Origin of the sequence: Spongiibacter nanhainus (genome assembly GCF_016132545.1) — a bacterium.
GTDB lineage: Bacteria > Pseudomonadota > Gammaproteobacteria > Pseudomonadales > Spongiibacteraceae > Spongiibacter > Spongiibacter nanhainus.
Genome location: NZ_CP066167.1, coordinates 2,509,950 through 2,535,090, shown reverse-complemented (window position 1 = coordinate 2,535,090; position 25,141 = coordinate 2,509,950). Strand labels below are relative to the sequence as shown.

Below are 25,141 nucleotides of genomic sequence, written 5' to 3'. Positions count from 1 at the left end.
ATTAGAGACAGTCTGTGAGTGTCAAAAACAAGAATACAGCGGGTTTCACGCTGATAGAGCTGATGATCACAGTGGCCATTATCGGCATCATTGCCACCTTGGCCATCCCTTCCTACAACGGATACATAGAACGCAGTCGCCGCTCTGCCGCAAGCAGCTTTATTATGGAGCTTGCCAATCTTCAGGAGCGCTTTTTCCTGGATAACCGTGCCTACGCGGCTGATATGGCGACTCTGGGTGCCACAGTCCCTAACGAAATCACCGATTTTTACACGTTTACGACCAGTGCCAATAACGCCGCTACGCCACCTACCTATTCGATTTCTGCGGCGCCGAAAGGTTCTCAGAGCGGCGACGATTGCGGGACTCTGACGCTTAGCTCCACTGGAGTGAAAGGACACGCGGCGGGGGCGACTCGATGCTGGGAGTGAGTCAGCCCATGCGTGGATACACCCTCCTTGAACTGTTGGTCACCCTGGCGATCGTAGCCATATTGGCCACCCTGGCTGCGCCTGCCTTCAACAACTTGATAGAGACCCAGCGGGTCAGAAGCGCCAGTAATACGCTGGTCAATTCCCTTAATTTGGCCCGCAGCGAGTCCGTCACGCGCAATGCAACCATCAAGCTGGAGAAGGCGGCGGCAGGTTGGTCTGCGGGTTGGACTGTCTCTATTGATGGGACGGCAACGGTTCTGCGGTCTGAAGATGGTGTGAATGGGATCTCCATCACAGGCAGTGCCAATAGCCTCAATTACACTCCAGATGGTCGATCTAACGCTACCGTTGAGTTTGATGTGGTGCCGGACTCCGGTGAGGCGAGTCGCAGTCGGTGTGTTTCTGTCTCTCTAAGCGGAAAGCCGCGAGTGCGGGAGGGAGAGTGTTGAAGGTCGAACAAAGTAAGCAGCGAGGCTTTACCCTGATCGAGCTCCTCGTGGCGCTTGTGGTTATGCTAGTGGGCATGATGGGGGCGGCCGGCCTATTGGTGAGAACCGTGCAGCAGGAGGTCGAGGCGTACCAACGTTTGCAGGCTTTGGATTTGGTGCAGAATATGGTCGATCGCATGCAGGCTAATCGCCTAGTCGTGGATTGTTATTCCAATGGCGCCAACGGTATCAACCTGGGCGCCGGGGCGACACTGGCTGGAAACTACGAGGAGGGCGTTGATGGCTGCGCTTCGGCCAGTACTCAATCCCTGAATGATCGCGCCGACGAGGATTTGACCGCCTGGCACCAACTGTTACTGGGTTCCAGTGTTCAAAACGAGGACGATGACAGCATTGGCGCCATGATCGGCGCGCGAGGGTGTGTGACACAAGTAAACGCCGCAGAGCAGCTTTACCGAGTGACTGTGGCGTGGCAGGGCATGTCAGACTCGGCAGCGCCTCCCGCAGACAACCTCTGTGGCAAAGACCAATACGGTGATGAGAAGCGCCGCCGGGTGGTAGCGGCGATTGTCAGAATAGGGGATCTGACCTAATGTCTTATTCTTGGGCCCGTCGCCGATTCCAATTCCAAGCCTCTTGCCAGCGGGGCGTATCCCTAATCGAGCTAATGATATCCCTGGGGCTAGGTGCCTTTATGCTGTTGGGGATTATTGCTTTGGTGTCTTCGGTTAGTAAAACACGTTTTGAATTGGCGGAAACCTCCGATCAAATCGAAAATGGCCGCTACGCGTCGTTTCTGTTCCAAGAAGAGATCGCGCTAGCGGGGTTCTATGGCCAATACCACCCAGGGCCCAATGTGGCCACCTACACCCTCCCAGACCCGTGCATGGATGAAAATACCGCCATCGCTGATTTTGGGTTCAGTAACGCGACGCCAAGCATGCCCGCCCCGGTGCAAGGCTATGCTGCCGGTGCGACGTTGCCGGACTGTATTGCCGGCACAGATGCAGGCGAAGGCCACGCCGTATCGGGTTCAGAGGCGTTGGTAATTCGACGAGTGGCGACTGATTCTGTCGCCGCCGCCAGTGCGGTTTCGGGCGTGGCTTATTTGCAAATATCGAACTGTGAGATCGACAGTAATCCATTTGTGTTTAGCAAAACACCCGCTGATTTTGTGTTAAGGGATAATGACTGTCTCAACCCTCCGGTGGCTGGCGCGACAATCGTACCAGTGTGGCCATTTGTATCCCGAACCTATTTTCTCTCCAGTTGTGAAGACTGTAGTGGCGACGGCGACGGTATTCCCACGCTTAAAGTCCGGGAATTTATCAACAACGCCGCCAGTATCCGCCCCTTGGTATCTGGCGTAGAAGACATGCATTTCTCCTACGGCCTGGATTTGAGTGGTGATGGCGCGCCGGACTGCTATTCTGATAACCCCGCAGCCAGTACCGCCACTACCGGGTGCGCGTCGGCAGACTGGTCGGCGACGCCTGCGGAGAACTGGGAGGATGTGGTGGCAGTGAATATCGCTTTGCTGGTACGGGGAGGCGCCGCAACCGATAAATCCGATACCCGCAGCTACGATTTGGGTCGGGCCCAGCGCATCACCGCGCCGGATGACGGCTACCAGCGGCGGGTATTCAGCACTGTGGTAATGGTGCCCAATGTGGCAGGAGCGCGAGAGTGAGACATCAGCGATATCCCTCAGCACCGGGCCCTTCCCGCCGGCAATCCGGTGTAGTACTGATTGTGGTGCTAATCATGTTGGCAGTATTTAGCGTGATAGTGTTCAGCATGGTGAGTGGCAGTAACATCAATTTTAAGATCGCGGGCAATCAGCAGTATCGGATGGAGGCCAAGTCAGCGGCGAGGAATGGGATTGAGGCATATATAAGTAATGCGGCAAACTTCGCGCTACCTCTACCAGAAACTGACGCTACGTTTGGAGCAGATTTTGATGGTGACGGGGTCAATGAAATGTTGGCTACAGTCCCTCCACCTAAGTGTATCAGAGTGGCTCCGGTAAAAATTACCGAGTTAGAACCTAAACGATCGAATAACGACAAATTCTGTGTTAGCGGAGGAGGTCAACAAAATACAGGTTTGTTGTCCGACGATGGTGTGTCAAGTGGGAACTCTATATGCACCAAAATGACTTGGGATGTAAGTGCTGCCGTCTCAGATACTGAGACAGGTGCAAATTTAACGATGCATCAGGGTATATATATTCGGGCTTATGTTGGTACGCCATGTTTGAACTAATCGAAGCCCACACTACCAAGCTTATGGCGAGGTTTTCGCAATGAGAATGTTCAAGTTAATTGCAGGCGCTGGTTGCTTTTTACTAGCGATGTCGGTTTTATCGGTAGGCGTCGTTGCCGAAGATATCGATCTGTTTTCTGGGATTAATCCTAGCGGTGGTAACCCGCCGACGGTCCTGTTGGGCTGGCACAGCACGGCCAACTCTAACGCCAATGTGGTTCATGGCTGTGTCTACAGCGACACCAATCAAGCGCCGGAGCTGGGGGACACGGTTGGAGGGATGGAGCAGTGTGCCTTGGTGAATACCATGCTGTCGCTAAAAAATGCGAACAGTGACCTTCTCGGTGCGGTCAAAGTTGGTTTGATGGTATTTAATGAGAATGGTTTTAGTGGGGACTCTGATTTAGGCAATGGTAATAATCGTTGCGGCTATCTGTATTCAAGTCCCGCTTTAATGACAGAACCAGCAATAAACAGTTTTGTCTCCAAACTCAAGGCGTTTGACAAGAACGACTTGGCGAACCAGTCGCGCCTTGGGGATTTGGTGGCGGAAAGTTGGGCTATGTTAAATGGCCTTAGTACATCCTGTTCTGGCGTTGACTACTCTGGCCTCGCGGAAGTGGCAACAGAGTGTCGAGATGCTGTCTTGGTTTATATAGGAAATGCCACTAAAGAAAATTCTAGCGTCGCTGATGGCACAGGTAACCCAGACACTCTCTTGTTAAGTCAGCTAAGCAGTGCTTTTGGCTATGCGGAAGGCTCATCCAAATATGAGTTTTTTAGTACTCCCCGGGCGGTGACTCTACTTAATAACTCGGGCTCGGCCAACAACAAATACTGGGGCGATGAGTGGACGCGGTTTATGAATCTGGTCGACGTTGGGGACAGCGCCCAATCGGACAGAAATATCACGACCTATTCCATTGCGGTGTATGCACCCGACCTGGAAGAAAAGCTGGCCGGTGAAATTAACTTCCTTGCTGATATGGCCACAGAGGGCGGCGGTAAAGCATTTAAAGTCACCGCAGATAATCACGCTGGACTACAGGAAATATTAATCCAGATCTTCAACGAGGTTCAGGATGTCAATAGTGTGTTCTCTTCGGCGACGTTGCCGGTAAGCGCCAATACTCAGGGTACCTTCTTAAACCAGGTTTACATCGCCATGTTCCGCCCCGATGCCACTGCAGGACCGCGTTGGAATGGCAATGTTAAACAGTATCAATTGGGTTTTGATGCCGGTGGCAATATAGTCCTTACTGACGCGACCCAGGATGTATCTGGCGCGGTGACGTCTGTAACCAATCCGGTGACCGGGGCAATTGCCAGCACCGCAACCAGTTTTTGGACAACCAATTCACCGACTGATGGCAATGGGGTTGCCGTCGCTAATTGGCCAGCAGGGGGCTTCTGGATTAATAGCCCCGAGGGCGATGCCTTTACCTATGATGCCCCTGATGGCGACCTTGTCGAAAAGGGCGGTGTTGGCCTGGTTCAGCGTATTCAAAATCTGACCAGCTCTGATGGACGCATTGTCTATACTTGTAATGATACCGGTGCCTGCCCAACAGGGTCAGCCTTACCGGATTTCGACGGTGACAACGCCACACTGGTTAGTAAATTGGAAGGGATACTGGGTGCAGCCCAGGCAGGTGGCGGTGCCTCGATTACGGTGGGGCGTTATGATACCAATGAAACTATTTCTACCTCCTGTAGCGGTAACGGCAATAATCGAAAATGTACTGTCACCCACGATAATTCTGGCGGTACCGACCTAGATGCCAATACCGACAGGGTGGTGATTGTCGGGGGCTGGAATAGTGTTCTGCCGGCGAACAAGCAAGTGTGCACCTTCGATGCGCCATGCTCTATATCAGGTGTTACGGATTCCACCTTTGATGTGACCAGCAAAGATATACCAAATAACGGTTCATATAATAATGCTGTTATCGTCGATGTGAGCAGGCTTGCCACGGTTTCCCAAACTGGCCATGGGCTATTGGTGGGAGATCAAATTGAACTGGAAAATTGCACGGTTGGAAACAATACCAACACCTACAATATTGATGAACTGGAAGGTACGGTCTTGGGCAGCGTGGCTGCAATTATCGATGACGATACCTATCAACTGACGTTGCAGGATTATGTGCTTGCCGAGACTGCGAACGTAACCTGTGGTACTAGCGCTGTGACTTTGACTGCGGACAACCTTATCCAATGGATGCGTGGCGATGATATCGTCGGTAACGAAGTCAAGCGCGGGCCTTGCCCCCCAAATAGCAGAGATGCCGAATGCCCAGTCAGTGTTAGGGGCTCAATTCACGGCGACGTGTTGCACTCTCGGCCGGCGGTCATTAATTACGGTGGCAACACTGGGGTTGTGGTGTTCTATGGCTCCAACGATGGGCACTTCCGTGCGATAAACGGTAATCAGACGGCCAACATTGGTGACGTTCAGCCAGGGGGGGAGTTGTGGAGTTTTGTTGCCCCTGAATTTTTCGACCAGCTTAAGAGACTCTATAACAACAACCCGGCTGTGAAGTATCCCACCAGTATTGATCCTGATGCGGAAGGGCGGGATTATTTCTTCGACGGTACAACCACGGTCTTGCAGGATCAACGCGAGGGAACAAGTACCTCTGGCAAAGCATATATCTACCTATCGGCACGACGTGGTGGCCGTTTCATATATGCTATGGACGTTACCACCCCCACTAGTCCCCGGTATTTGTGGCGGTTGACCACGTCTGATCTTCCAGAATTGGGGCAAACCTGGTCGCAACCCAAAGTGACCCAGATTAAGGGCTACGACAATCCTGTTCTGGTATTTGGTGCGGGCTATGACCCAGCAGAGGACGCCGACCCCGCATCTGGCACCAATACGATGGGTCGAGGCATTGTCATTGTTGACTCAGTTAGCGGTAAAATCTTATGGACGGCAGTGCCCAGTTGCGCAGGCGTTACCCTCGCAGCCGGAGGGCACTGCCAAGCGACCGCGTCCTTGACCCGCGCGATTCCTGCGGATATTACTTTGGTGGATCGGGACTTCGATGGTTTTACCGATCGTCTTTACGCCGCCGATGTTGGCGGCAATATCTGGCGAATTGATCTGGAAACTCAGGATCCAGCAGATACCGCGTTCTCCCAGTTCCAGATCAGTAAGTTGGCGGAGCTCGGTGGTAGCGGCAATAATGCCAGGAAGTTTTTGTTTGGCCCCGATGTGGTGCCGACTAACAACTTTGATGCTGTGGTGGCCGTATCCGGCGACCGGGAGCACCCACTCTACACTGACGACAACACGGCCGGTCGGGCTTACAACGTCCAGAATCGTTTTTACGTGATTATGGATAAAAATCTCGGTAAAGCGATTTCGAGCCCGGCCCCCGATCCCATCGATACCGCAGATCTCGTTAATCAGAGTTCACTTCAGTGTCTCGATGCCGACGAGAATGTGGTTAGTTGTGATACTGCAGGTGCCACCTCATTGTTTTTCGATGGCTTGTCGGATTCCTATGCCGGTTACTATATTAATTTGATGGTGGGCGAAAAGGGAGTCAATGCGCCTCTTACGGTGGGTGGTAAAGTTTACTTTGGGACGAACCAACCGGATGTCCCGGCTGAAGGCTCGTGTACTGCAAATCTTGGCAATGCAGGAGCCTACGTTATAGATCTATTTACGGGCGAGACGCAGCGCAATATCTTCTCAGGTGGTGGTTTGCCACCATCACCGATCGCGGGTCTGGTAACCATTGATGGCAAAACCGTGCCTTTTATTATTGGCGGTGCTGGGCCATCTCCCTTTGATCCTAGCATGCCGGAGATGCCGGCGGACAATCGCCGCGAACGTACCTTCTGGTACTTTAAATAGCACGTCGATAAGCGCCCTCCGGGGCGTTTATTCGTCCAGCTGATACTTCTTCAACTTATAGCGAAATTGTCTGAAGGTCAGGCCTAGCACGTTGGCTGCTTCGGTTTTCTTCCATTGGGTTTCCTCCAGAGCTGCCAACATAACAGCTTTCTCTATATTCTCGATGTAATTCTCAAACTGGCCTCTGGCGGCAGTAAGGTGATCGACATTGGCCGCGGTATTGTGATCGGAAGGCGTGTGGGTTGGCAGGCTGAGATCTCGCGGCGTGATGCAATCGTTTTCGCACAACGTAGCCGCGCGCTCGATAATATTTTCCAGTTCCCGAACATTGCCGGGGAAGGGATAGCTGCGCAATGCATCCAGAGCGTCTGGGCTTAAAGTGGGTTTGGCCACTGACCAGTCTTTAGCAATCTTCTGCAGGATAAAGTCTGCCAGCAGGGGGATATCCTGGGCGCGCTCCCTCAGACTAGGGACCTGTATCTCAATCACGTTGATACGGTAGTACAAGTCGCTGCGAAAATGTTCTGCGGCGACTTCCTTGGCCAGGTCGCGGTGAGTAGCACTGAGAATCCGTACATCCACGGGAATCTCCCGGTTTGATCCCACCCGGCGCACCGCTTTCTCCTGAATGGCCCGCAGCAGTTTGACTTGCATGTTTAGTGGCAGATCGGCGACTTCATCCAGGAAAAGGGTGCCACCATTGGCGGCCTCAAACAGGCCTTCTTTGTCTTCAAAGGCGCCAGTGAAGCTGCCTTTGATGTGACCAAAAAATTCGCTCTCTACCAGCTCACTGGGTATAGCGCCGCAGTTCACCGGCACAAAGGCGGCGTTGGCTCTCGGGCCGTTGGCGTGGATCAGGCGCGCCACCACCTCTTTACCGCTGCCGGACTCACCGCTGATATAGACCGGCGCCTGGCTGCGCGCCAGTTTTTTAATCTGCTCTCTGAGCTTGATGATGCCGGGTGTTTCGCCCAGCAGCCGCGAATGTTGGCTGCTATCGATGCGGCTTTCGCTCTCCAGGCGCAGCGCGGATTTAACCAGGTTGCGAAGCTGTTCTACCGAAACCGGCTTGTTGATGAAATCAAAGGCCCCGGCTTTGAGCGCCTCGACAGCAAGCTCTGTACTGCCATAGGCCGTTAATACCGCAGTGGCAACAGTGTCGTAGCTGCGCTGTATATGCTTGACGATATCGATACCGGAGCCGTCTGGCAGTCGGATATCAGTCAGGCAAAGCTGAATATGGGGTTGTTCTGCCAAAGCGTCCAAGGCTTCCTGAACCGACCCGACTGACAGCGTATTGAGCCCCATGCGGGTTAGGGTGATATCCAGTAGCTCGCGGATATCGGGCTCGTCATCGACAATGAGTACGGTGTTGGTATTCATAAAAAATCTTTTAGGTCAGGGTGCCACGATTGGGATGGCTGAATTGTAACCGAAAGCAGCTTTGTCCCGATTCAGTACGTTGGTAGACGATGCTCATTTGATTAGCCAGACAAAGCTCTCTGGACAGATACAAACCCAATCCGCTGCCCTGTACCTGCGTTGTGAAAAAGGGTTCGAAGATGGCGTCCTCGTCTTCGACCGCAATACCAGGGCCGTTGTCGATAATATCCAATACCGCGCCGCCGGACAGGGGCGAGGTGGTAAGCTCGAAACTGACTTGGCCTCTTTCTTTCTCCGTGGTGCTGTGACGTATACCATTTTCAGTGATGTTGCTGACAATTTGCCGCAGTTGGCTCGGGTCGACTTTGACGATAATCCCGGAGGCGCTGGCGTGAACTTTGAGTTCGGCGGCATTGGGGTTGTGAGTCTGCCAATCATTGGCGAAATCCCGCAACCAGGACTCCAGTTCGAAACGTTCCGGTTTTGGGGGGCGGCCCCGGGAGAGCTCCAGAATATTCTGGATAATATCGTTCATGCGATTGGCATGGTTCTGGATGATGCGGGTGAATTTGCGATCGGTTTCCTCAAGCTCGGGGTTCTCGCTGAGTAGTTGCGCGGCATAGCTGATTGCCGCCAAAGGGTTGCGAATTTCGTGGGCGATACTGGCACTAAATCGTCCCAACGAAGCCAGTTTGAGGTTTTGTGCGCGCTGGGCAATCTTGCTAGAGTTCTCCAAATAGAAAAGGCAATCCCCATTTTCGGTGCTGTCCAAATGAGCCATGTTTACCTGGACTTCAACTTTGCCCCTGCCGAGGGTTAGAAGCTGGGAGTTGTTGTCGGGGTTGGCCGCCATTGAGACAAGCTCTGTCGGTGCTTTACTTCCCGGGGAGATGACCACATCGGGGTAATCTAGAAGCTCAGCCGCAGCGTTGTTGAGTAGTTTGATTTCGCCGTTGTGAGACATCACCACGACCCCAGTTTGCATTCGCTGTACGATCAGCTGGTTGATTTGTGACAGCCGCTCGATATCCTCTCGCCGGCGCTCTGCCAAGTGTTGGGTGGTGGATATTCTCTGGCTGAGGTAGCGGATAGCCAAGGCCGCGGTAAAATAGGCCATGCCCATGGTGCCGGCCTGTATAAACTGACTCACGTCGGCTCGCTCTGCGGCAATATTGGCGGCTACTTCCCCCAGCTCGGCGATGGTGGACAGCGAGGCAATCAGCAGGCTGAGCTGTCCTGGCAGAGTCATGCTGGCGGCGCTGATACAAACCACTAATAGCAACGCCAAACCAGAGTTGCTGGAAGCGTAGCTCATCAGCATCAGGCAGCCGATATCGATAAAAAACTCGCTAAACAGCTGTGTGTCGCTATAGGGCCTTGTCAGGGTCATATGACGGAGCAAGGCGATGGCGGAAAATGCCAAATAAGCGGCAGAGACGACGGCGAAGAGTTGGGGTTGGGATTTCCCCAGCACCGACTGTACTGTGCCCAGCACATAGGTCGCCACCAGTATCGCCACCAATACCAAGCGATATGTGCTGTAGATACGCATTACGGCGCGTATTTGTGAAAAGTCCTGGCGATGGGGCATCGGTGTGCTTTATTTCCAGTTGCGAGCAGCGCTCAGTTTAACGTTGCAGGGCGCCGATGCACACTGCGATATCTTGCTGTGTCGGGGCCATGGCAATTAGTGGAACAGGTCCTAATGCAATTCAAGCGAACAGGCCCTAAAATGCCGCTTGGCGCGGTGCGCCTATCAGATGTATCAGCGGAAAGCCGGAAACCATGAAGAAACTGCGAATAGCTCTTGCTCAGATTAATCCCGTGGTGGGTGATATCGATGGCAACACCGACAAAATCATCGCCACAGTGCGCAAGTGCACCGCGGAGTCTAGCCCCCAAGTGGTTCTGTTTCCGGAATTGGTGGTAACCGGCTATCCGCCGGAGGATCTGCTTCTGCGCAGCAGCATCGCCCGTCGTGTCGAACGGGCGATCAAGCGTATTGCCGATGCAGTGGGTGATGCCTTTGTCATTGTGGGCTACCCGCGCTACCTAGATGGCGCCCTCTACAACGCGGCTGGGGTCTTTTATCAGGGCAAACTGATCAACGAGTACTTCAAGCAATGCCTGCCCAACTACCGTGTATTCGACGAAAAGCGCTATTTTAAAGAAGGCCAGCACAGTCTGGTGCTGGATATGTTTGGCGTGCCAACGGCGGTAAGTATTTGTGAAGACGTGTGGGAAAACGGCCCCATGTCTGCTGCCAAGGCCAAAGGGGCCAAGCTGATGCTCAACCTCAGCGCCTCGCCCTTTCACGCGGGTAAGCAGGTGGAAAGGGAAGCGCTACTGGCCCAGCGGGCCTGGCAAGGCGGTATGCCGGTGGTGTACTGCAACCTGGTGGGCGGGCAGGACGAACTGGTGTTCGACGGTGCCTCCATGGCGGTGTCGGCCGATGGGGAATTGATTGCCCGCAGCCCGGCCTATCGAGAGCATTTGAGTTATGTCGACGCCCACTGGGATGGCGGCAATCTCAATCTGTTGCCCGGCGATGTGACCGATCTTCAACCGGTACTTGAGGACATCTACCAGACCCTGGTGCTGGGAGTACGGGACTACGTCAATAAGAATGGCTTCAATGGCGTGGTGCTGGGCTTGTCGGGAGGCATAGATTCGGGGCTGAGTCTGGCGATTGCCGTGGATGCTCTGGGGCCAGAGCGGGTTCACGCCGTTATGATGCCGTTTCGCTACACCTCGTCAATGAGCCTGGAGGATGCCCAGGCCCAAGCCGAGCTGCTGGGTGTCAATTACCAGGTCATGTCCATTGAGGCGATTTACGACAGCTTTATGGCTGCCCTGGCGGATGAGTTTGACGGTACAACGGTGGATAAGACCGAAGAGAACCTGCAGGCCCGCTGCCGGGGTGTGTTACTGATGGCGATCTCCAACAAGAAAGGTTACCTGGTACTGACCACAGGCAACAAAAGTGAGGTGGCGGTAGGCTACTCAACTCTCTATGGCGATATGGCAGGGGGCTTTGATGTTCTCAAGGATGTGGCTAAAACCCGGGTCTTTGAGTTGGCTCGCTACCGCAATACTCTGTCTGAGGCGATTCCCCAGCGGGTAATCGACCGGCCACCTTCCGCCGAGTTGGCACCGGGGCAGAAGGATGAGGACAGCCTGCCGCCCTATGTGGTCCTGGATCGGATTCTGGAGCGCTATATCGAGCTGGACGAGAGTGCCGAGACCATCATCGAAGCGGGCTACGATCGGGATATCGTGTACCGGATTCTGCGACTGGTGGACCTCAACGAATACAAACGCCGCCAAGCGCCGATAGGCACCCGCATCACAGAGCGCAGCTTCGGCCGCGACCGACGTTATCCCATTACCCAGAAATGGCCCATTGGCGACTGATTAGACGCCAATCTGCAAAAAAGCTGTGCCAGGGAGATCGTGAGAGGGGAGCTGCGCCGGCCAAGCCGGCGCAGCTTACAGTGTATTCCTGACGCTTTTATTCCTGACCTTTGACCCGGTTATCAAATTTGGGCGGATCGTAGCGGTCAAACAAACCAAAGGTGGCTTTGTTTAGAAGGGAGCGGTCCTGATCCACACCCACCTGGCTTTCAAAGTTGCCATTTTCATCAAGCGAGGGGTGGTCGGGGTAGTTCTTGCGCAGTACTTCCAGTGATTGGTTGGCGAGGTCCTCCATGCCCAGCAGCAGGTAAGCCTGGGTCATTACTGCCAGGGCGTCTGGCACAGCAGGGGTCTGGGGCAGGTTTTCAATCACATAGCGGCCACGATTGGCGGCAGCCAGGTAGGCTTTGCGCTTGAAGTAGTAGTTGGCGACGTTGATTTCGTAGCGGGCCAGCCGGTTGCGGAGGTAAATCATTCGCGCCCGGGCATCTTCGGCATAGGGACTCTCGGGGAAGCGTTGCAGCAGCAGGCGAAAATCCTCAAAGGACTGGATCGCCGAACCGGGATCCCGCTGGGTCATATCGGTGGGGAGAAAGCGCTCAAACAGGCCCTCGCCCTCGGTGTAGTTGGCCAGGCCGCGCATGTAGTAGGCGTAATCCACTTTCTCGTGCTGGGGGTGCAGGCGGATAAAGCGGTCGGCCGATGCGACCGCAGCCTCGTTGTCACCGGCGCGGTAGTGGGCGTAAATGATCTCCAGCTGTGCCTGCTCGGCATAGGGGCCAAAGGGGAAGCGGCTCTCCAGTAACTGGAAGTTTTGCACCGCCAGTGAATAGTTTTTGCTATTCAGGTAGTCTTGCGCGGTTTCGTATATCTTCCGTTCAGTGAGCTCTTTCTGCTCCGGAGGAGTATTACACCCGCTCAAGATCAAAGCGGCGAGCATCAACAATGGGACGAGCTTTTTCATGATATGTATGTCACGTATTCCGGGGCGGCGTCCGCCGCAAAGAGGGCACGTATTTAACCACACGCAGACAGTGGTATAAAGAATCAACCATGACTGAGACCATAGATCAGCAACGCGATGTCACCCCGGATCTGACCGGGTCACGTTTGGACCAGGCCGCCAGCCGCCTGTTCCCCGACTTTTCCCGCTCCAGGCTGCAAAGTTGGATCAAATCCGGCGAACTTACTGTCAACGGCGCCACCCGCCGTCCCCGAGACCCCGTAGAGGAAGGGGAAACCCTGGTGCTGCGGGCGCAGGTGGAGCCGGAAGGGCGCTGGCAGCCGGAAGAGATCACCTTGGACATTGTCTACGAAGACAGCGAGTTGCTGGTGGTGAACAAGCCCGCCGGCTTGGTAGTGCACCCCGGAGCGGGAAACCCCACCGGTACCCTGCTCAACGCGCTGCTTAACCACTGCCCGGGCATCGATGTGGTGCCCCGGGCCGGCATTGTTCACCGCCTGGATCGGGATACCACCGGTTTGATGGTCGTGGCCAAGACCCTGATGGCCCACGCCGATCTGGTCGATCAATTGCAGTCCCGGCAGGTTCACCGCGAATACGATGCGGTGGTGTTTGGTCCGCTTACCGGTGGCGGCACCGTGGATGAGCCTATTGGTCGCCACCCCCAGGCCCGGACCAAAATGGCGGTGGTGCAAATTGGCGGCAAAGAGGCGGTGACCCACTACCGGCTGCATAAGCGCTACCGGGATCATTGCCACATTCGCTGCTTTCTGGAGACCGGCCGCACCCACCAAATCCGTGTCCATATGGCCCATCTCAAGCACCCCCTGGTGGGCGATACCACCTACGCTGGCCGGCCCCGTTTGCCCAAGGGCGCCAGCGCCGATCTGGTTGAGGTGCTGCGCGGTTTTCCCCGGCAGGCCCTCCACGCCCGGCGCTTGGAGCTGGAGCACCCCGCCAGCGGTGACACCATGGTCTGGGAGGTCGACCTACCCGAGGACATTAAGCAGCTGCTCGCCGCGCTGGATGCCGAAGAGGCCCGCCAATCGTGATTTTGCCGGATTGGCCGGCGCCAGCGTCGGTGGTGGCCTTATCCACCTGCCGGCTGGAGGAGGGGGGCCAGAGTAAGGGAGCTTTTCGCAATTTTAACCTCGGCCAACATGTCGGCGATGACCCCAGTGCAGTTGAGGCCAACCGGGCTAAGTTGCGCCAGCGCTGCAAGGGGCTGCGAGAGATCGCCTGGCTCAATCAAATCCACGGTACGGCGATCGTTTCTGCCGACGAGGCTGTCGGGCAGGCGCTGCCAGTCGACGCTGATGCAGCCTTAAGCGGCTCCTCCGGCGTGGCCTGCGCCATTATGACCGCCGATTGCCTGCCGGTGCTTTTCTGTGACCGGCAGGGGCGCCAGGTGGCGGCTGCGCACGCAGGATGGCGGGGCCTGTGTGAGGGGGTTCTGGCGGCTACTGTGGCAGCCTTTGACTGCCCAAGAGACGACCTTGTTGCCTGGATGGGGCCCGCCATCTCGGCGCGTCACTTCGAGGTGGGTGCAGAAGTGCTGGGCGCGTTTTTGGCAAGTTGGCCGGCCCGCAATCACCCCGCCATCCAGCAAGCCTTTAGCCCTCATCCCACACGTTCAGAAAAATACTTTGGCGATCTTTATCAGCTGGCGCGGATTCAATTGACTGACTTGGGCGTCGGCGGCGTTTTTGGTGGCGAGCGCTGCACCTTTGCCGAAGCCGATCACTTTTTTTCCTTCCGTCGAGACGGTGTGACCGGTCGCCAGGCCTCACTGATTTATCTGATTTAGGTCAAATCCCCCTTCCGTAGATTCCCCTATATTTAGGCTCAGGCGCTTGTAAAGTCGCCGTGCGACCCTATTTACATAACAAGATGAATGATGGCGTCGCGTTGCCACACAGGGCTGATGACTCTGGTTGTCTCAAAGGACTGTTGGCTCTGGAAGAAGAAGGCATCACCGCGGCGTCATATTTGAACAGATGACGAATAAACGGAATGGAGAGCGAGAATGCGTATCGACCGTTTCACAAATTCCCTGCAAACCGCGCTGGCCGATGCCCAGTCGCTGGCTGTGGGGAAGGACCACCAGTATATCGAGCCACAGCACCTGCTCAGCGCGCTCCTGGCCCAGCAGGGGGGCGGAGCGCGGCCGTTACTGAGCCAAGCCGGAGCCAATGTCTCCAACCTGGAACAGGGCCTCAATAACGCTCTGGAGCGACTGCCTACCGTGCAGGGCGCAGCCGGGGACGTGCACGTATCGCAAAACTTGGGGCGGGTATTTAACGTTGCTGACAAGCTATCTCAACAACGTCAAGACAGCTACATCTCCAGCGAGGTGGTATTGCTGGCGATGCTTGAAGTGGGTGGCGATATTGGCAAGCTGCTCAGCGACGCCGGGGTGGACAAAGCGGCCCTGAATGCCGCTATCGAAAAAGTGCGCGGGGGACAAAATGTGAACGACGCAGGTGCCGAAGAAAACCGTCAGGCATTGGACAAATACACCATCGACCTCACCGAGCGGGCCGAATCCGGCAAGCTTGACCCGGTTATTGGCCGTGATGATGAAATCCGCCGCACCATTCAAGTATTGCAGCGCCGCACTAAAAATAACCCGGTGCTGATCGGTGAGCCCGGCGTGGGTAAAACCGCCATCGTCGAGGGCCTGGCCCAGCGTATTATCAACGGCGAAGTGCCGGAGGGTCTAAAGGACAAGCGCGTGCTGTCCCTGGATCTGGGGGCGCTGCTGGCCGGTGCCAAATTCCGCGGTGATTTCGAAGAGCGGCTCAAATCCGTACTTAACGAGTTAGCCAAAGAAGAGGGGCGGGTTATTCTGTTTATCGACGAACTCCACACCATGGTGGGCGCCGGTAAAGCAGAGGGCGCAATGGATGCTGGCAACATGCTCAAGCCGGCTCTGGCCCGGGGTGAGCTGCACTGCGTGGGCGCTACCACCCTTGACGAATACCGCCAATACATCGAAAAAGATGCCGCCCTGGAGCGCCGCTTCCAGAAGGTGTTGGTGGACGAACCCTCTGAAGAGGATACCATCGCTATTTTGCGGGGCCTCAAGGAAAAGTACGAAGTTCACCACTCAGTGAGTATCACTGACTCGGCGATTATTGCGGCGGCAAAGCTGTCCCAGCGCTATATCACCGACCGGCAGCTGCCCGACAAAGCCATCGATTTGATCGACGAAGCCGCCAGCCGTATTCGTATGGAAATCGACTCCAAGCCGGAGGCCATGGATAAACTGGAACGCCGTTTGATCCAGCTGAAAATCCAGCGCGAAGCGGTGAAAAAAGATGACGACGTCGCCGCTAAAAAGCAGCTGGACATTCTGAATGCCGATATCGACAAGGCGGCGAAAGAATACGCCGATCTGGAGGAAATCTGGAAGGCCGAGAAGGCGACCCTGCAAGGCAGTGCCCAGATTAAAGCCGATCTCGAGCAGGCCAAGCTGGAGCTGGAAGCGGCCCGCCGCGCCGGCGATCTAAGCCGTATGTCGGAGTTGCAGTACGGGGTCATCCCCGGCCTGGAGAAAAACCTGGCCTCCGCTGACGCTGCCGACCACGTCGACATGCAGCTGCTGCGCAACAAGGTGTCTGAAGAAGAAGTGGCTGAGGTTGTGTCCCGCTGGACTGGCATCCCCATCAGCAAAATGCTGGAAGGGGAGAAAGACAAATTGCTGCGCATGGAGGATGAGCTGCACAAGCGGGTGATTGGCCAAAACGAAGCGGTGGATGCCGTCTCCAACGCCGTGCGTCGCAGCCGGGCTGGGCTCAGTGATCCCAACCGACCCAATGGCTCCTTCCTCTTCCTCGGTCCTACCGGGGTGGGTAAAACCGAGCTGTGCAAGGCCCTGGCAACCTTCCTTTACGACAGTGAAGAAGCCATGGTGCGCATCGATATGTCGGAGTTTATGGAGAAGCACTCCGTGGCTCGTCTGATCGGTGCCCCCCCCGGCTATGTGGGCTATGAGGAGGGCGGATATCTGACCGAAGCAGTGCGTCGCCGTCCCTACTCGCTGTTGCTGCTGGATGAGGTGGAAAAGGCTCATCCCGATGTGTTTAACATCCTGTTGCAGGTGTTGGATGACGGTCGCCTCACCGATGGTCAGGGGCGTACCGTGGACTTCCGCAATACGGTGATTGTGATGACCTCCAACCTGGGCTCCGACATTATTCAGGAGCAAACTCGCGGTGGCGCGACCTACGGGCAGATTCGCGAGGCGGTCCTGGAGGTGGTGGGTAGCCACTTCCGGCCGGAGTTCGTTAACCGTATTGATGAATTGGTGGTCTTCGAGCCCTTAGATAAGGATGCAGTGCGCTCCATCGCTGGAATCCAACTGGACATCCTCAACCGCCGTTTGGCGGAGCGGGAGATGCGCCTGGAGGTCAGCGAGGCGGCGATGAGCAAGCTGGCTGAAGTGGGCTTTGACCCAGTATTCGGTGCTCGCCCCCTTAAACGGGCCATCCAACAGCAGGTGGAAAACCCACTGGCTCAGGCTCTGCTAAAAGGGGAGTTTGAACCCGGCAGTGTTATCAGCGCCGAGGTGGAGGCCGATAAATTGGTGTTTAAGGCCGCGACTTTGCAATAAACGAACAGGCTTCCCGCGCTGAGCACGGCTTACCCTGCCGTTCTCAAACTTCTAAAACCGCTGTCGTCATTCCTACGGCAGCGGTTTTTTTATTTATGGCATCGGTGATCTGCCCAGCCATCGTCGCCCGTACTCCATCGGCACACTATAAAAATACCGGCCGCTCGTCTGCTGCGGGCGGCGGAAATCTATACAACAAGGGGTTCACTATGCGCACTCGTTTCCTGAAATCGGCTATGGCGGCCGCTGTTTGCGCCTCCACCGTGCTAAGCGGCTCGGTTATGGCGTCCAGTCACCGGGAGGCGCCATTCATTGCCGGCGCGCCTAAAGTCGACGGCACCGATTTTTATATGTTCCGCAGCTATGAAAGCGGCAGAGAAGACTTTGTCACGCTAATTGCGAACTACCAGCCTCTGCAGGATGCCTACGGCGGCCCAAATTACTTCACCCTCGACCCCAAGGCTCTCTACGAAATTCATATCGACAACAATGGCGACGCTGTTGAGGACATCACCTTCCAGTTCCAGTTTGATAACGCCTACGGGCAGGCCAACGCCAGCGGTTTGATCACCGATGGTGCGGTGGATACCGGCTCTCCCAATGGACCCGTGCAAGTGCCTCTGGCTGCGGTAGGCGGTGGCTCTGGTACTAGTCCAGGGCTGCTGAATGTCGTGGAGACATTCACGGTAGACGTTGTTAGCGGTGATCGCCGCAGCGGCAGCAGTGCGTCTGTGACCAGCGCCGGCACCGGTAGTAGCACCTTCACCAAGCCGGTGGACAATATGGGTGAAAAAACCATTCCGAATTATCCCGGCTACGCCCAGCAGTTTGTCTACGATGTGGCGATACCGGGCTGTAACGCCTCCGGGTCCCGCCTGTTTGTGGGCCAGCGCCGGGAAGGGTTTGTCGTTAACCTTGGCGAAGTATTCGACCAGGTTAACCTCAATCCGCTGGGTGCTCGGGATTCCCGGACTAATACCATCGGCGATAAAAACGTGACCACCATGGCCTTGGAGGTTCCGATCTCGTGCCTGACCAGCGGTGACGACCCGGTGATCGGCGCCTGGACAACTGCCAGCAAGCCCCAGGGTCGGGTGTTGAATCCGGACCCCTCTGGCGCCAGCGACAATGCTAATGGCAGAGGGCCCAGCGTCGAGGGCGGTGCCTGGGCACAGGTCTCCAGACTGGGCAATCCGCTGGTGAATGAAGTTGTTATTGGCATTACCGACAAAGACCAGTTCAATGCCAGCGAGCCCAAAGACGATGTCGCCAACTTCGCCGACTACGTGCTTTACCCAACGCTGCCTACTCTGGTTGAAGTGCTCTTCCAGGTGCCTGCGCCAAAACCTGAAGGTGGTCGTACTGACCTTCTGGCAGTATTCGTTACCGGTGTGACTACTGGGCCCAACGATACCCCGGCCAACTTTAAATTCACGGCACCGGCCAACCAAAGCCAGCCTGGCGAAATGCTGCGTCTGAACACGGCTATCGACCCGGTCGTTCCCGGTAATCCAGGCTACAGTGATCTGGGCTTTTTGGGCTGTGACCTGGCGGGCTTCCCCAACGGGCGCCGGGTGACTGACGACGTTGTCGATATTGCCCTGACCGTTGCCGAGGGCGCGCTATTGGGTGTCAACGGTGTGCAAACATGCGATCTCAGTGGCCCTTCACCCACGGTGGTGAACGAAGGCGTAGTGGTTAATGACGGCGCGTTGCCAGATTTAAATGACTATCCGCTGAGCTTTCCCTACCTGGCAGATCCGATTCCAGGTTCACCCAACGAGTCATCGCTGGCAGCGACATCGCTGTCGGCCCAGTAGTAGGGGGATGCCATGCAGACCACATTAAAGATAGCCGCCGCGTTATGCGGCGCACTCGCTCTTGGCGGGTGTTTTGACGACGATGACAACAACCGCAAGGGGGGCATGAACGGCGGTGGTGACGAAGGGCCCGTGGGCTTTGGTGCACTGGTCTCTCAAGTGTTCGGTCAAGGCCCCAATGATGAGCCCATCACCGTGAATGATCTGGATATCGTCGACGATGATCCAGGCTTCGACGATCAGCTCAACTAGCCAATGCTGGATTCCCTTCGCGCTGTACTCAAGTCGCGTAGCGCGCTCTGGGCAGTATCTGTGACACTGGCCTGGAGCGCTTCGGCTCTTGCAGCGGCGCCGGAGATCGTGGTGCCCAATGGCGGTGACGTCATCGTTTATCAGCTCCCCGCTGGCACAGCCGCGCTTAAGGCGCGCTCTACGACAGCCCAGGCCCCTTTGGACAGGGTTGAAGCGCTTCTGAAGCGCTTCGATGAGCAGGGCAATCCGCGACTGCTCGGTGATGTGCAGCGTCTTCTCGATTCACTCGGACCGGCGGCCAGGGACGGCCGTTTTTACATATACCGCGCTCGCCTGCGGCAAAGCCTGCACCAGTTCGACGACGCGATGGTGGACCTGAAACGCGCGTTAAAGACTTCTGAATGGCGCCATCAGGCACTGCTGCTTGCATTCAATGGCGAGCTGGTTAGGGGCAATTACCAATCGGCACGCCGTTACTGCGGACAGCTGGCTGCGCTTCGGGACGACCTTTACGCGGTGAGTTGCCGTGCCCATCTCGATGCCGTGGGCGGCGCTGCCGATGGGGCGCTGACAGCGATAAAGCAGGCTATGGCACAGGCCCTTCTGAGCCAGGACAGTCAAGCCAGGCACTGGGCGCTCACCACAGCCGCTGATATCGCCGAGCGGGCGGGCGACGATGCCCAGGCTGCGCAATTATGGCGGCTCGCCATGCGTTTGCGACCAGGGGATCGCTACGCCACTGGTCGTCTCTGCAATAACCTGCTCAATCAGGATAACGCCACCGACGCTGTATTGACCCTTACCCAAGGCCGCAACGATCTCGACACCTTGGTAGTGTGCCGTGCTCGGGCATTGGCGCGCCAAAATCGGGGCCAAGAGCTTGCCGCCCAGCTCCAACAACGCTTTGACGAGGCCAAGTGGCGCGGAGAGGTGCTGCACAAACGCACCCTCGCGGAGTACCTGTTGTACGTGGCGGATCGCCCGGCTGAAGCGCTGCAAGTCGCCCGTGACAATTGGCAGAGCCAGCGCGAATGGCCCGATCGCCAGCTGCTGCTGGCCGCCGAGCGCGCTAGTGGAGAACAGCCATGAGCTACAGGGAAACAGCCTTGAGCTATAGGGAAACGTCCATGAGCTATAGGGAAACAGCCATGAGCCCGGTGGGGAAAGCCATATGGACAAATATCAAAGCGCTATTGCTTGTTGGCCTGCTTTTGCTCACACCTGGCCTGGTCCAGGCCCATAAAGTCAGCGACAGCTTTCTCTATCTCACTGATCACAGTGTGCGGCTCGACCTGGCCATAGAGGACCTGTTGAGATTGGATGGGGTAGGGGGCGCGCCCCTGGATCACAATGGCGACGGCCGAGTGATCTGGGGGGAGCTCCTCGCTGCCGAAGGTCGTTTGGCAACGGCTATCACGGGTGGTATCTCCCTGCGCCTGGGGCAATCGCCGTGTAATGTTGCCGCTACGCTGGCGGGTATTAGCCGCCATAGCGACGGTCCCTACAGTGCGTGGCAGATCGAGTCGCCGTGTCTAACGCAGGGCGGCGATTTGAGCTTGAGCTATGACCTGTTATTCAAGCAGGACCCACTGCACCGAGGGCTGTACCGCTTGCAGCGCGACGGTGGTGAAGCGCATTTTGGCGTGCTGTCGCCCCAATCCAATAGGGTGAGCTGGGCTGAAATGGGCTACTGGAGCACTGCCAAGGCCTTTTTCGTTCAAGGTGTGATTCACCTGGTGACCGGCTACGACCATTTGTTGTTTTTGCTGGCGCTGCTGTTGCCTGTGCTGCGGGAGCAATCCGGGGAGCGTCGTTTGTCGACGGTCGTTCGAGAAACAGTGTGGATCGTGACCATGTTTACCGCGGCCCACAGCGTGACTCTGGCCCTGGCGACCTTGGGCTACGTCTCCCTGCCCTCGGCGCCGGTGGAGGTCGCTATCGCGCTGTCGGTAACCGCCGCCGCGCTACTGGCACTGTCGCCTCTGCACTACCATTATCAAATGGCTCTGGCCTTTGGTTTCGGCTTGATTCACGGCTTGGGATTTGCCGGCATGTTGGCTGGCCTGCTGGACGCGACTGCCGGCAAGGCTGTCGCCCTACTGAGCTTCAATGTGGGGATAGAGCTGGCCCAGTTGTTGTTGGTCGCTGTGCTGGTGCCGATACTCTACGCGCTGCGCAATTACCGGACCTTCTTCAATATCGCGTCACCGATGACCTCCACCGCTATTGCGGTGGTGGGCTTGTATTGGGCCTGGTTGAGGGTTTGAGGTCGCTGTCGCAGCGTTCAGCGACCAATCAGTTGCAGTGGATGCGAATCGCTTCTTGAGCTCGGGCTTTCTGCTCTTCTTTTTCTTCCGGAGTCAGGAAGCGGGTATTACCGTTTTCATCGGTCATGCGAATCCGCGCCGCATTGTTTTGCATGGACTGGAGGTTGGACTTGGCCTGAGCGCAAATGGCCGGGTCCTTGGGCGGTAATACTTCCATCTTGGCCGGCTGCGGGTTGGTCGGTTCCGTACTGCTTTCACCGCCTTGCTCATCGGCTTCTGTTGCGCCGTCGTTGTCGTCGCTTTGCCGGGAAAACGAGGTGCCACTGCGGGATTCAACGAACTCGTAGCTGCGCCCCAATGGGGGTTGCTGAGTGAAATGGTATTCCCCCTCATCATCTTGCCATCGGTAGTAGCCGTCTTTGGCGGCGACGGCGGAGCCGGCGAACAGGATCAATGTCGAGGCGATAGCGAGGCAGGACAGTGTTGTTTTCATTATCGGCATGGGCGAGTCAACAGCTGAATAAATAATAATATCTGGATTATGGCAGATTGTTGCCACATCTGAGAAACGCTTATCGCCCTCGAATGACGACAAACCGTGGTTTTTTAAAGAAAAACCTCCGAGTTAGGAGCTGTATGTATTGACTTTACAGCGCCAAAACTAAAAAATATGGGGTCGTCCCAGTAGGGGCGAGATGGCTGTTTTCCGCGCTGCTTACCCTGCGGCCTTATACAGAGCACGGCTAATCCTGTCGCGCTGCTACACACGTAGTTCCATTCACTCTGCAAACACACGACCTGTGTTGCGAGATTGCCCGCTTCGCGTTATCCGGCGAAGCCTAGAAAACGCTGCTTTAGCAGCATTTTGGCGTTTCGCCCGGAATGGCCGCAAGGGATTCCGGTGGTAATGTGTTTTAGACATCCAACGCTCGCAAGTAAATAGTTTGCGCCCGACCAGCCCCGGCATGCTCCCGGAAGGCGGCTTCGGGTTTATTGGTTTTCAGATTGAAACGAGGATGATTAAGTGGAGTTGTTATCTGGCGGCGAAATGATCGCCCGCGCCCTGGAAGACGAAGGGGTCGAGTTTATCTTCGGCTACCCCGGCGGCGCAGTTCTGCATATTTACGATGCCCTATACTCCTGTGACGTGCCGCACATTCTGGTGCGCCACGAGCAGGCGGCCACCCACGCCGCGGACGGTTACGCCCGCGCTACCGGCAAGCCCGGTGTGGTGCTGGTGACGTCCGGCCCCGGTGCCACCAATGCCATTACTGGTATTGCAACCGCTTACATGGACTCCATCCCCATGGTGGTGTTGTCCGGCCAGGTGATGAGCCATCTGGTGGGCGAAGATGCCTTCCAGGAAACCGATATGCTGGGTATCTCCCGGCCGATCGTTAAACACAGTTTTCAGGTCACCCGGACCGAGGATATCCCCGAAGTCATCAAAAAAGCGTTTTATATTGCCAGCACTGGCCGTCCCGGCCCGGTGGTGATTGATCTGCCTAAGGATTTGACCAACCCCCACGACAAGTACGAGTACAACTACCCCAAAAAGGTCAAGATGCGCTCCTATACGCCGGCGAGCCGGGGGCACAGCGGCCAGATCAAAAAAGCGGCCAGCCTGCTGTTGGCAGCTAAGCGTCCGGTGATCTACTCCGGCGGTGGTGTGGTGCAGGGCAACGCCTCAGAGCAGCTCACGGAGTTGGCGAAGATGCTCAACTTCCCGGTCACCAATACCCTGATGGGGCTGGGTGCCTATCCCGGCAGCGACCGCCAGTTCCTAGGGATGTTGGGGATGCACGGCTTCTACGAGGCCAATAACGCCATGCACCACAGCGACGTGATCCTGGCGGTGGGCGCTCGCTTTGACGACCGTGTCACCAATACCACCAGCAAATTCTGCCCCGGTGCCAAGATCATTCACGTCGATATCGACCCGGCGTCTATTTCCAAAACCGTCGGTGCCGATGTGCCCATCGTGGGGCCGGTAGATACGGTACTGACCGATTTGATTGCGGTGCTTAAGGAGCTGCAGGCCCAAGAGCCGGGGTTGCCGGATCAGGATGCACTGAGCCACTGGTGGAGCCAAATCGACGAGTGGCGGGATGCCCACGGTTTGTGGACGGCGCCCCGTTACGACACCAGCTCGGGGCTGATTAAACCTCAGCAGGTTATCGAGACCCTCTACAAAGTTACCCGCGGTGAGGCCTATGTGACCTCTGACGTTGGCCAGCACCAGATGTTTGCTGCCCAGTATTACAAGTACGACAAACCCCGCCAGTGGATCAACTCCGGTGGCCTCGGCACCATGGGCTTTGGTCTGCCTGCCGCCATGGGGGTCAAACTGGCCTTCCCGGATGCCGATGTGGCCTGTGTGACCGGTGAGGGCAGTATCCAGATGAACATTCAGGAGCTGTCGACCTGCTCCCAATACAACATTCCGGTGAAGATCCTCAATCTTTACAACGGTTACCTGGGCATGGTCAAACAGTGGCAGGACATGCAGTACGAGGGGCGCTATTCACAAAGTGTCTACGAGAACTCACTGCCGGACTTCATCAAACTCACCGAGGCCTACCACCACGTCGGTATCAAGGTAACCCAGTTGTCCGACCTGGAAGAGGCGATGAAAGAGGCCTTTGCCCGCAAGGATGAGTTGGTGTTTATGGATATTCACGTGGACCCCCACGAGCATGTGTACCCGATGCAAATTGCCCCCAACGGCAGCATGCGGGATATGTGGCTGAGCAAGACGGAGCGGACCTGATGCGGAGAATTATTTCAGTATTGATGGAGAACGAACCAGGTGCGCTGTCGCGGGTTGTGGGGCTTTTCTCTCAGCGTGGCTACAACATTGAGACTCTCAATGTGGCGCCCACGGAAGATCCGACTCTGTCGCGTCTGACGTTGACCACGGTCGGCGACGACCACAAGATTGAGCAGATTACCAAGCATCTCAATCGCCTGGTGGACGTGGTGAAGCTGGTGGATCTCTCGGAAGGTGCCCACATCGAAAGGGAGTTGATGCTGGTGAAGGTCCGTGCGACCGGTGCCCAGCGCGCCGAGATCAAGCGTTGCACTGACATCTTTCGCGGTCAGATTGTCGATGTCGGCCCCAGCGTTTACACCATTCAGGTGACCGGGGCAGCGGATAAGCTGGACTCCTTCCTTGAGGCGGTGGGCGATGCCGCTATTATGGAAGTGGTGCGCAGCGGTGTATCCGGCATTGCCCGGGGCGAGAAGGTACTTAACCTATAGCGGTGCCGCTCTATCTCGATAAAGGGCCTGGTTGGCCCTTTTTTTATGGGTATCGAAGCCGTAGTAAAGAATAATATAAATGAGAAGCACTTGCGTTAGAGAGGCTGTGACGACATAATTCACGCTCACTTTTACAGAAGTCGCACTGA

The 25,141-nt window shown here is 56.2% G+C and carries 20 protein-coding genes; 16 read left to right on the top strand and 4 right to left on the bottom strand.

Annotated features, from left to right (window positions below; all coding sequences use genetic code 11):
- The first annotated feature begins 14 nt into the window (after window positions 1-14).
- The 6 genes from I6N98_RS18700 (at window position 15) to I6N98_RS11595 (ending at window position 7,016) form a co-directional block, all read left to right on the top strand.
- Window positions 15-431, top strand: a complete 417-nt coding sequence (locus I6N98_RS18700; RefSeq protein WP_273475427.1) for a type IV pilin protein — start codon at window positions 15-17, stop codon at window positions 429-431.
- Window positions 432-439: 8 nt separating this feature from the next.
- Window positions 440-883, top strand: coding sequence for a GspH/FimT family pseudopilin (locus I6N98_RS11615; RefSeq protein ID WP_232787321.1), 444 nt, complete (start codon window positions 440-442; stop codon window positions 881-883).
- Complete coding sequence (gene pilV, locus I6N98_RS11610) at window positions 877-1,476, top strand: type IV pilus modification protein PilV (RefSeq protein ID WP_198568526.1); 600 nt, start codon at window positions 877-879, stop codon at window positions 1,474-1,476. Before I6N98_RS11615 ends, pilV begins: the two co-directional genes overlap by 7 nt.
- Entirely contained in the window at window positions 1,476-2,573 is a 1,098-nt protein-coding gene (locus tag I6N98_RS11605) for a PilW family protein (RefSeq protein WP_198571632.1), read from the top strand. Before pilV ends, I6N98_RS11605 begins: the two co-directional genes overlap by 1 nt.
- A gap of 74 nt (window positions 2,574-2,647) precedes the next feature.
- Window positions 2,648-3,148, top strand: a complete 501-nt coding sequence (locus I6N98_RS11600; protein ID WP_198568525.1) for a hypothetical protein — start codon at window positions 2,648-2,650, stop codon at window positions 3,146-3,148.
- Window positions 3,149-3,188: 40 nt separating this feature from the next.
- The gene (locus tag I6N98_RS11595; protein ID WP_198568524.1) at window positions 3,189-7,016 is read left to right on the top strand and encodes a pilus assembly protein; all 3,828 of its coding nucleotides are present in this window, start codon (window positions 3,189-3,191) and stop codon (window positions 7,014-7,016) included.
- A 27-nt stretch (window positions 7,017-7,043) separates the two neighbouring features.
- Here I6N98_RS11595 and I6N98_RS11590 read toward each other — a convergent pair whose 3' ends face one another.
- Both I6N98_RS11590 and I6N98_RS11585 read right to left on the bottom strand, forming a co-directional pair.
- On the bottom strand, window positions 7,044-8,399 hold the full coding sequence (locus tag I6N98_RS11590; protein WP_198568523.1) for a sigma-54-dependent transcriptional regulator: 1,356 nt from the start codon (window positions 8,397-8,399) through the stop codon (window positions 7,044-7,046).
- Between the two features lie 10 nt (window positions 8,400-8,409).
- A complete protein-coding gene (locus I6N98_RS11585; protein ID WP_475630826.1) occupies window positions 8,410-9,990 on the bottom strand; it encodes an ATP-binding protein in 1,581 nt (526 codons plus the stop codon).
- 194 nt (window positions 9,991-10,184) lie between these two features.
- Here I6N98_RS11585 and I6N98_RS11580 point away from each other — a divergent pair, with 194 nt between their 5' ends.
- Window positions 10,185-11,813: an NAD+ synthase gene (locus I6N98_RS11580; RefSeq protein WP_198568521.1), complete on the top strand. Its 1,629-nt coding sequence runs from the start codon at window positions 10,185-10,187 to the stop codon at window positions 11,811-11,813.
- A gap of 97 nt (window positions 11,814-11,910) precedes the next feature.
- Here the strand turns inward: I6N98_RS11580 and I6N98_RS11575 are convergent, their stop codons facing one another.
- A complete protein-coding gene (locus I6N98_RS11575; RefSeq protein ID WP_198568520.1) occupies window positions 11,911-12,777 on the bottom strand; it encodes an outer membrane protein assembly factor BamD in 867 nt (288 codons plus the stop codon).
- An 89-nt stretch (window positions 12,778-12,866) separates the two neighbouring features.
- Here I6N98_RS11575 and rluD point away from each other — a divergent pair, with 89 nt between their 5' ends.
- From rluD to I6N98_RS11540, 7 genes are all read left to right on the top strand, one after another.
- A complete protein-coding gene (rluD, locus tag I6N98_RS11570) occupies window positions 12,867-13,829 on the top strand; it encodes a 23S rRNA pseudouridine(1911/1915/1917) synthase RluD (protein ID WP_198568519.1) in 963 nt (320 codons plus the stop codon).
- Window positions 13,826-14,584 (top strand): peptidoglycan editing factor PgeF, encoded by a 759-nt coding sequence (gene pgeF, locus I6N98_RS11565; RefSeq protein WP_232787320.1) that lies wholly within the window; start codon window positions 13,826-13,828, stop codon window positions 14,582-14,584. The genes rluD and pgeF overlap by 4 nt, the downstream gene beginning before the upstream one ends.
- Before the next feature lie 219 nt (window positions 14,585-14,803).
- On the top strand, window positions 14,804-17,392 hold the full coding sequence (clpB, locus tag I6N98_RS11560) for an ATP-dependent chaperone ClpB (RefSeq protein ID WP_198568518.1): 2,589 nt from the start codon (window positions 14,804-14,806) through the stop codon (window positions 17,390-17,392).
- Between the two features lie 209 nt (window positions 17,393-17,601).
- The gene (locus tag I6N98_RS11555) at window positions 17,602-19,212 is read left to right on the top strand and encodes a DUF4331 domain-containing protein (protein WP_198568517.1); all 1,611 of its coding nucleotides are present in this window, start codon (window positions 17,602-17,604) and stop codon (window positions 19,210-19,212) included.
- Window positions 19,213-19,224: 12 nt separating this feature from the next.
- Entirely contained in the window at window positions 19,225-19,464 is a 240-nt protein-coding gene (locus tag I6N98_RS11550) for a hypothetical protein (RefSeq protein WP_198568516.1), read from the top strand.
- A gap of 60 nt (window positions 19,465-19,524) precedes the next feature.
- Complete coding sequence (locus I6N98_RS11545; protein WP_198568515.1) at window positions 19,525-20,553, top strand: tetratricopeptide repeat protein; 1,029 nt, start codon at window positions 19,525-19,527, stop codon at window positions 20,551-20,553.
- A gap of 38 nt (window positions 20,554-20,591) precedes the next feature.
- Window positions 20,592-21,731, top strand: coding sequence for a HupE/UreJ family protein (locus I6N98_RS11540; RefSeq protein ID WP_198568514.1), 1,140 nt, complete (start codon window positions 20,592-20,594; stop codon window positions 21,729-21,731).
- A 28-nt stretch (window positions 21,732-21,759) separates the two neighbouring features.
- Here I6N98_RS11540 and I6N98_RS11535 read toward each other — a convergent pair whose 3' ends face one another.
- Window positions 21,760-22,224 carry a DUF4124 domain-containing protein gene (locus I6N98_RS11535; protein WP_198568513.1) on the bottom strand — a complete coding sequence of 155 codons (465 nt, stop codon included), beginning with the start codon at window positions 22,222-22,224 and terminating at the stop codon, window positions 21,760-21,762.
- A 531-nt stretch (window positions 22,225-22,755) separates the two neighbouring features.
- On the opposite strand from I6N98_RS11535, the gene I6N98_RS11530 reads away from it, so the two are divergent.
- Window positions 22,756-24,501: an acetolactate synthase 3 large subunit gene (locus tag I6N98_RS11530; protein WP_198568512.1), complete on the top strand. Its 1,746-nt coding sequence runs from the start codon at window positions 22,756-22,758 to the stop codon at window positions 24,499-24,501.
- Complete coding sequence (gene ilvN, locus I6N98_RS11525; RefSeq protein WP_198568511.1) at window positions 24,501-24,992, top strand: acetolactate synthase small subunit; 492 nt, start codon at window positions 24,501-24,503, stop codon at window positions 24,990-24,992. Before I6N98_RS11530 ends, ilvN begins: the two co-directional genes overlap by 1 nt.
- Window positions 24,993-25,141 lie beyond the last annotated feature (149 nt).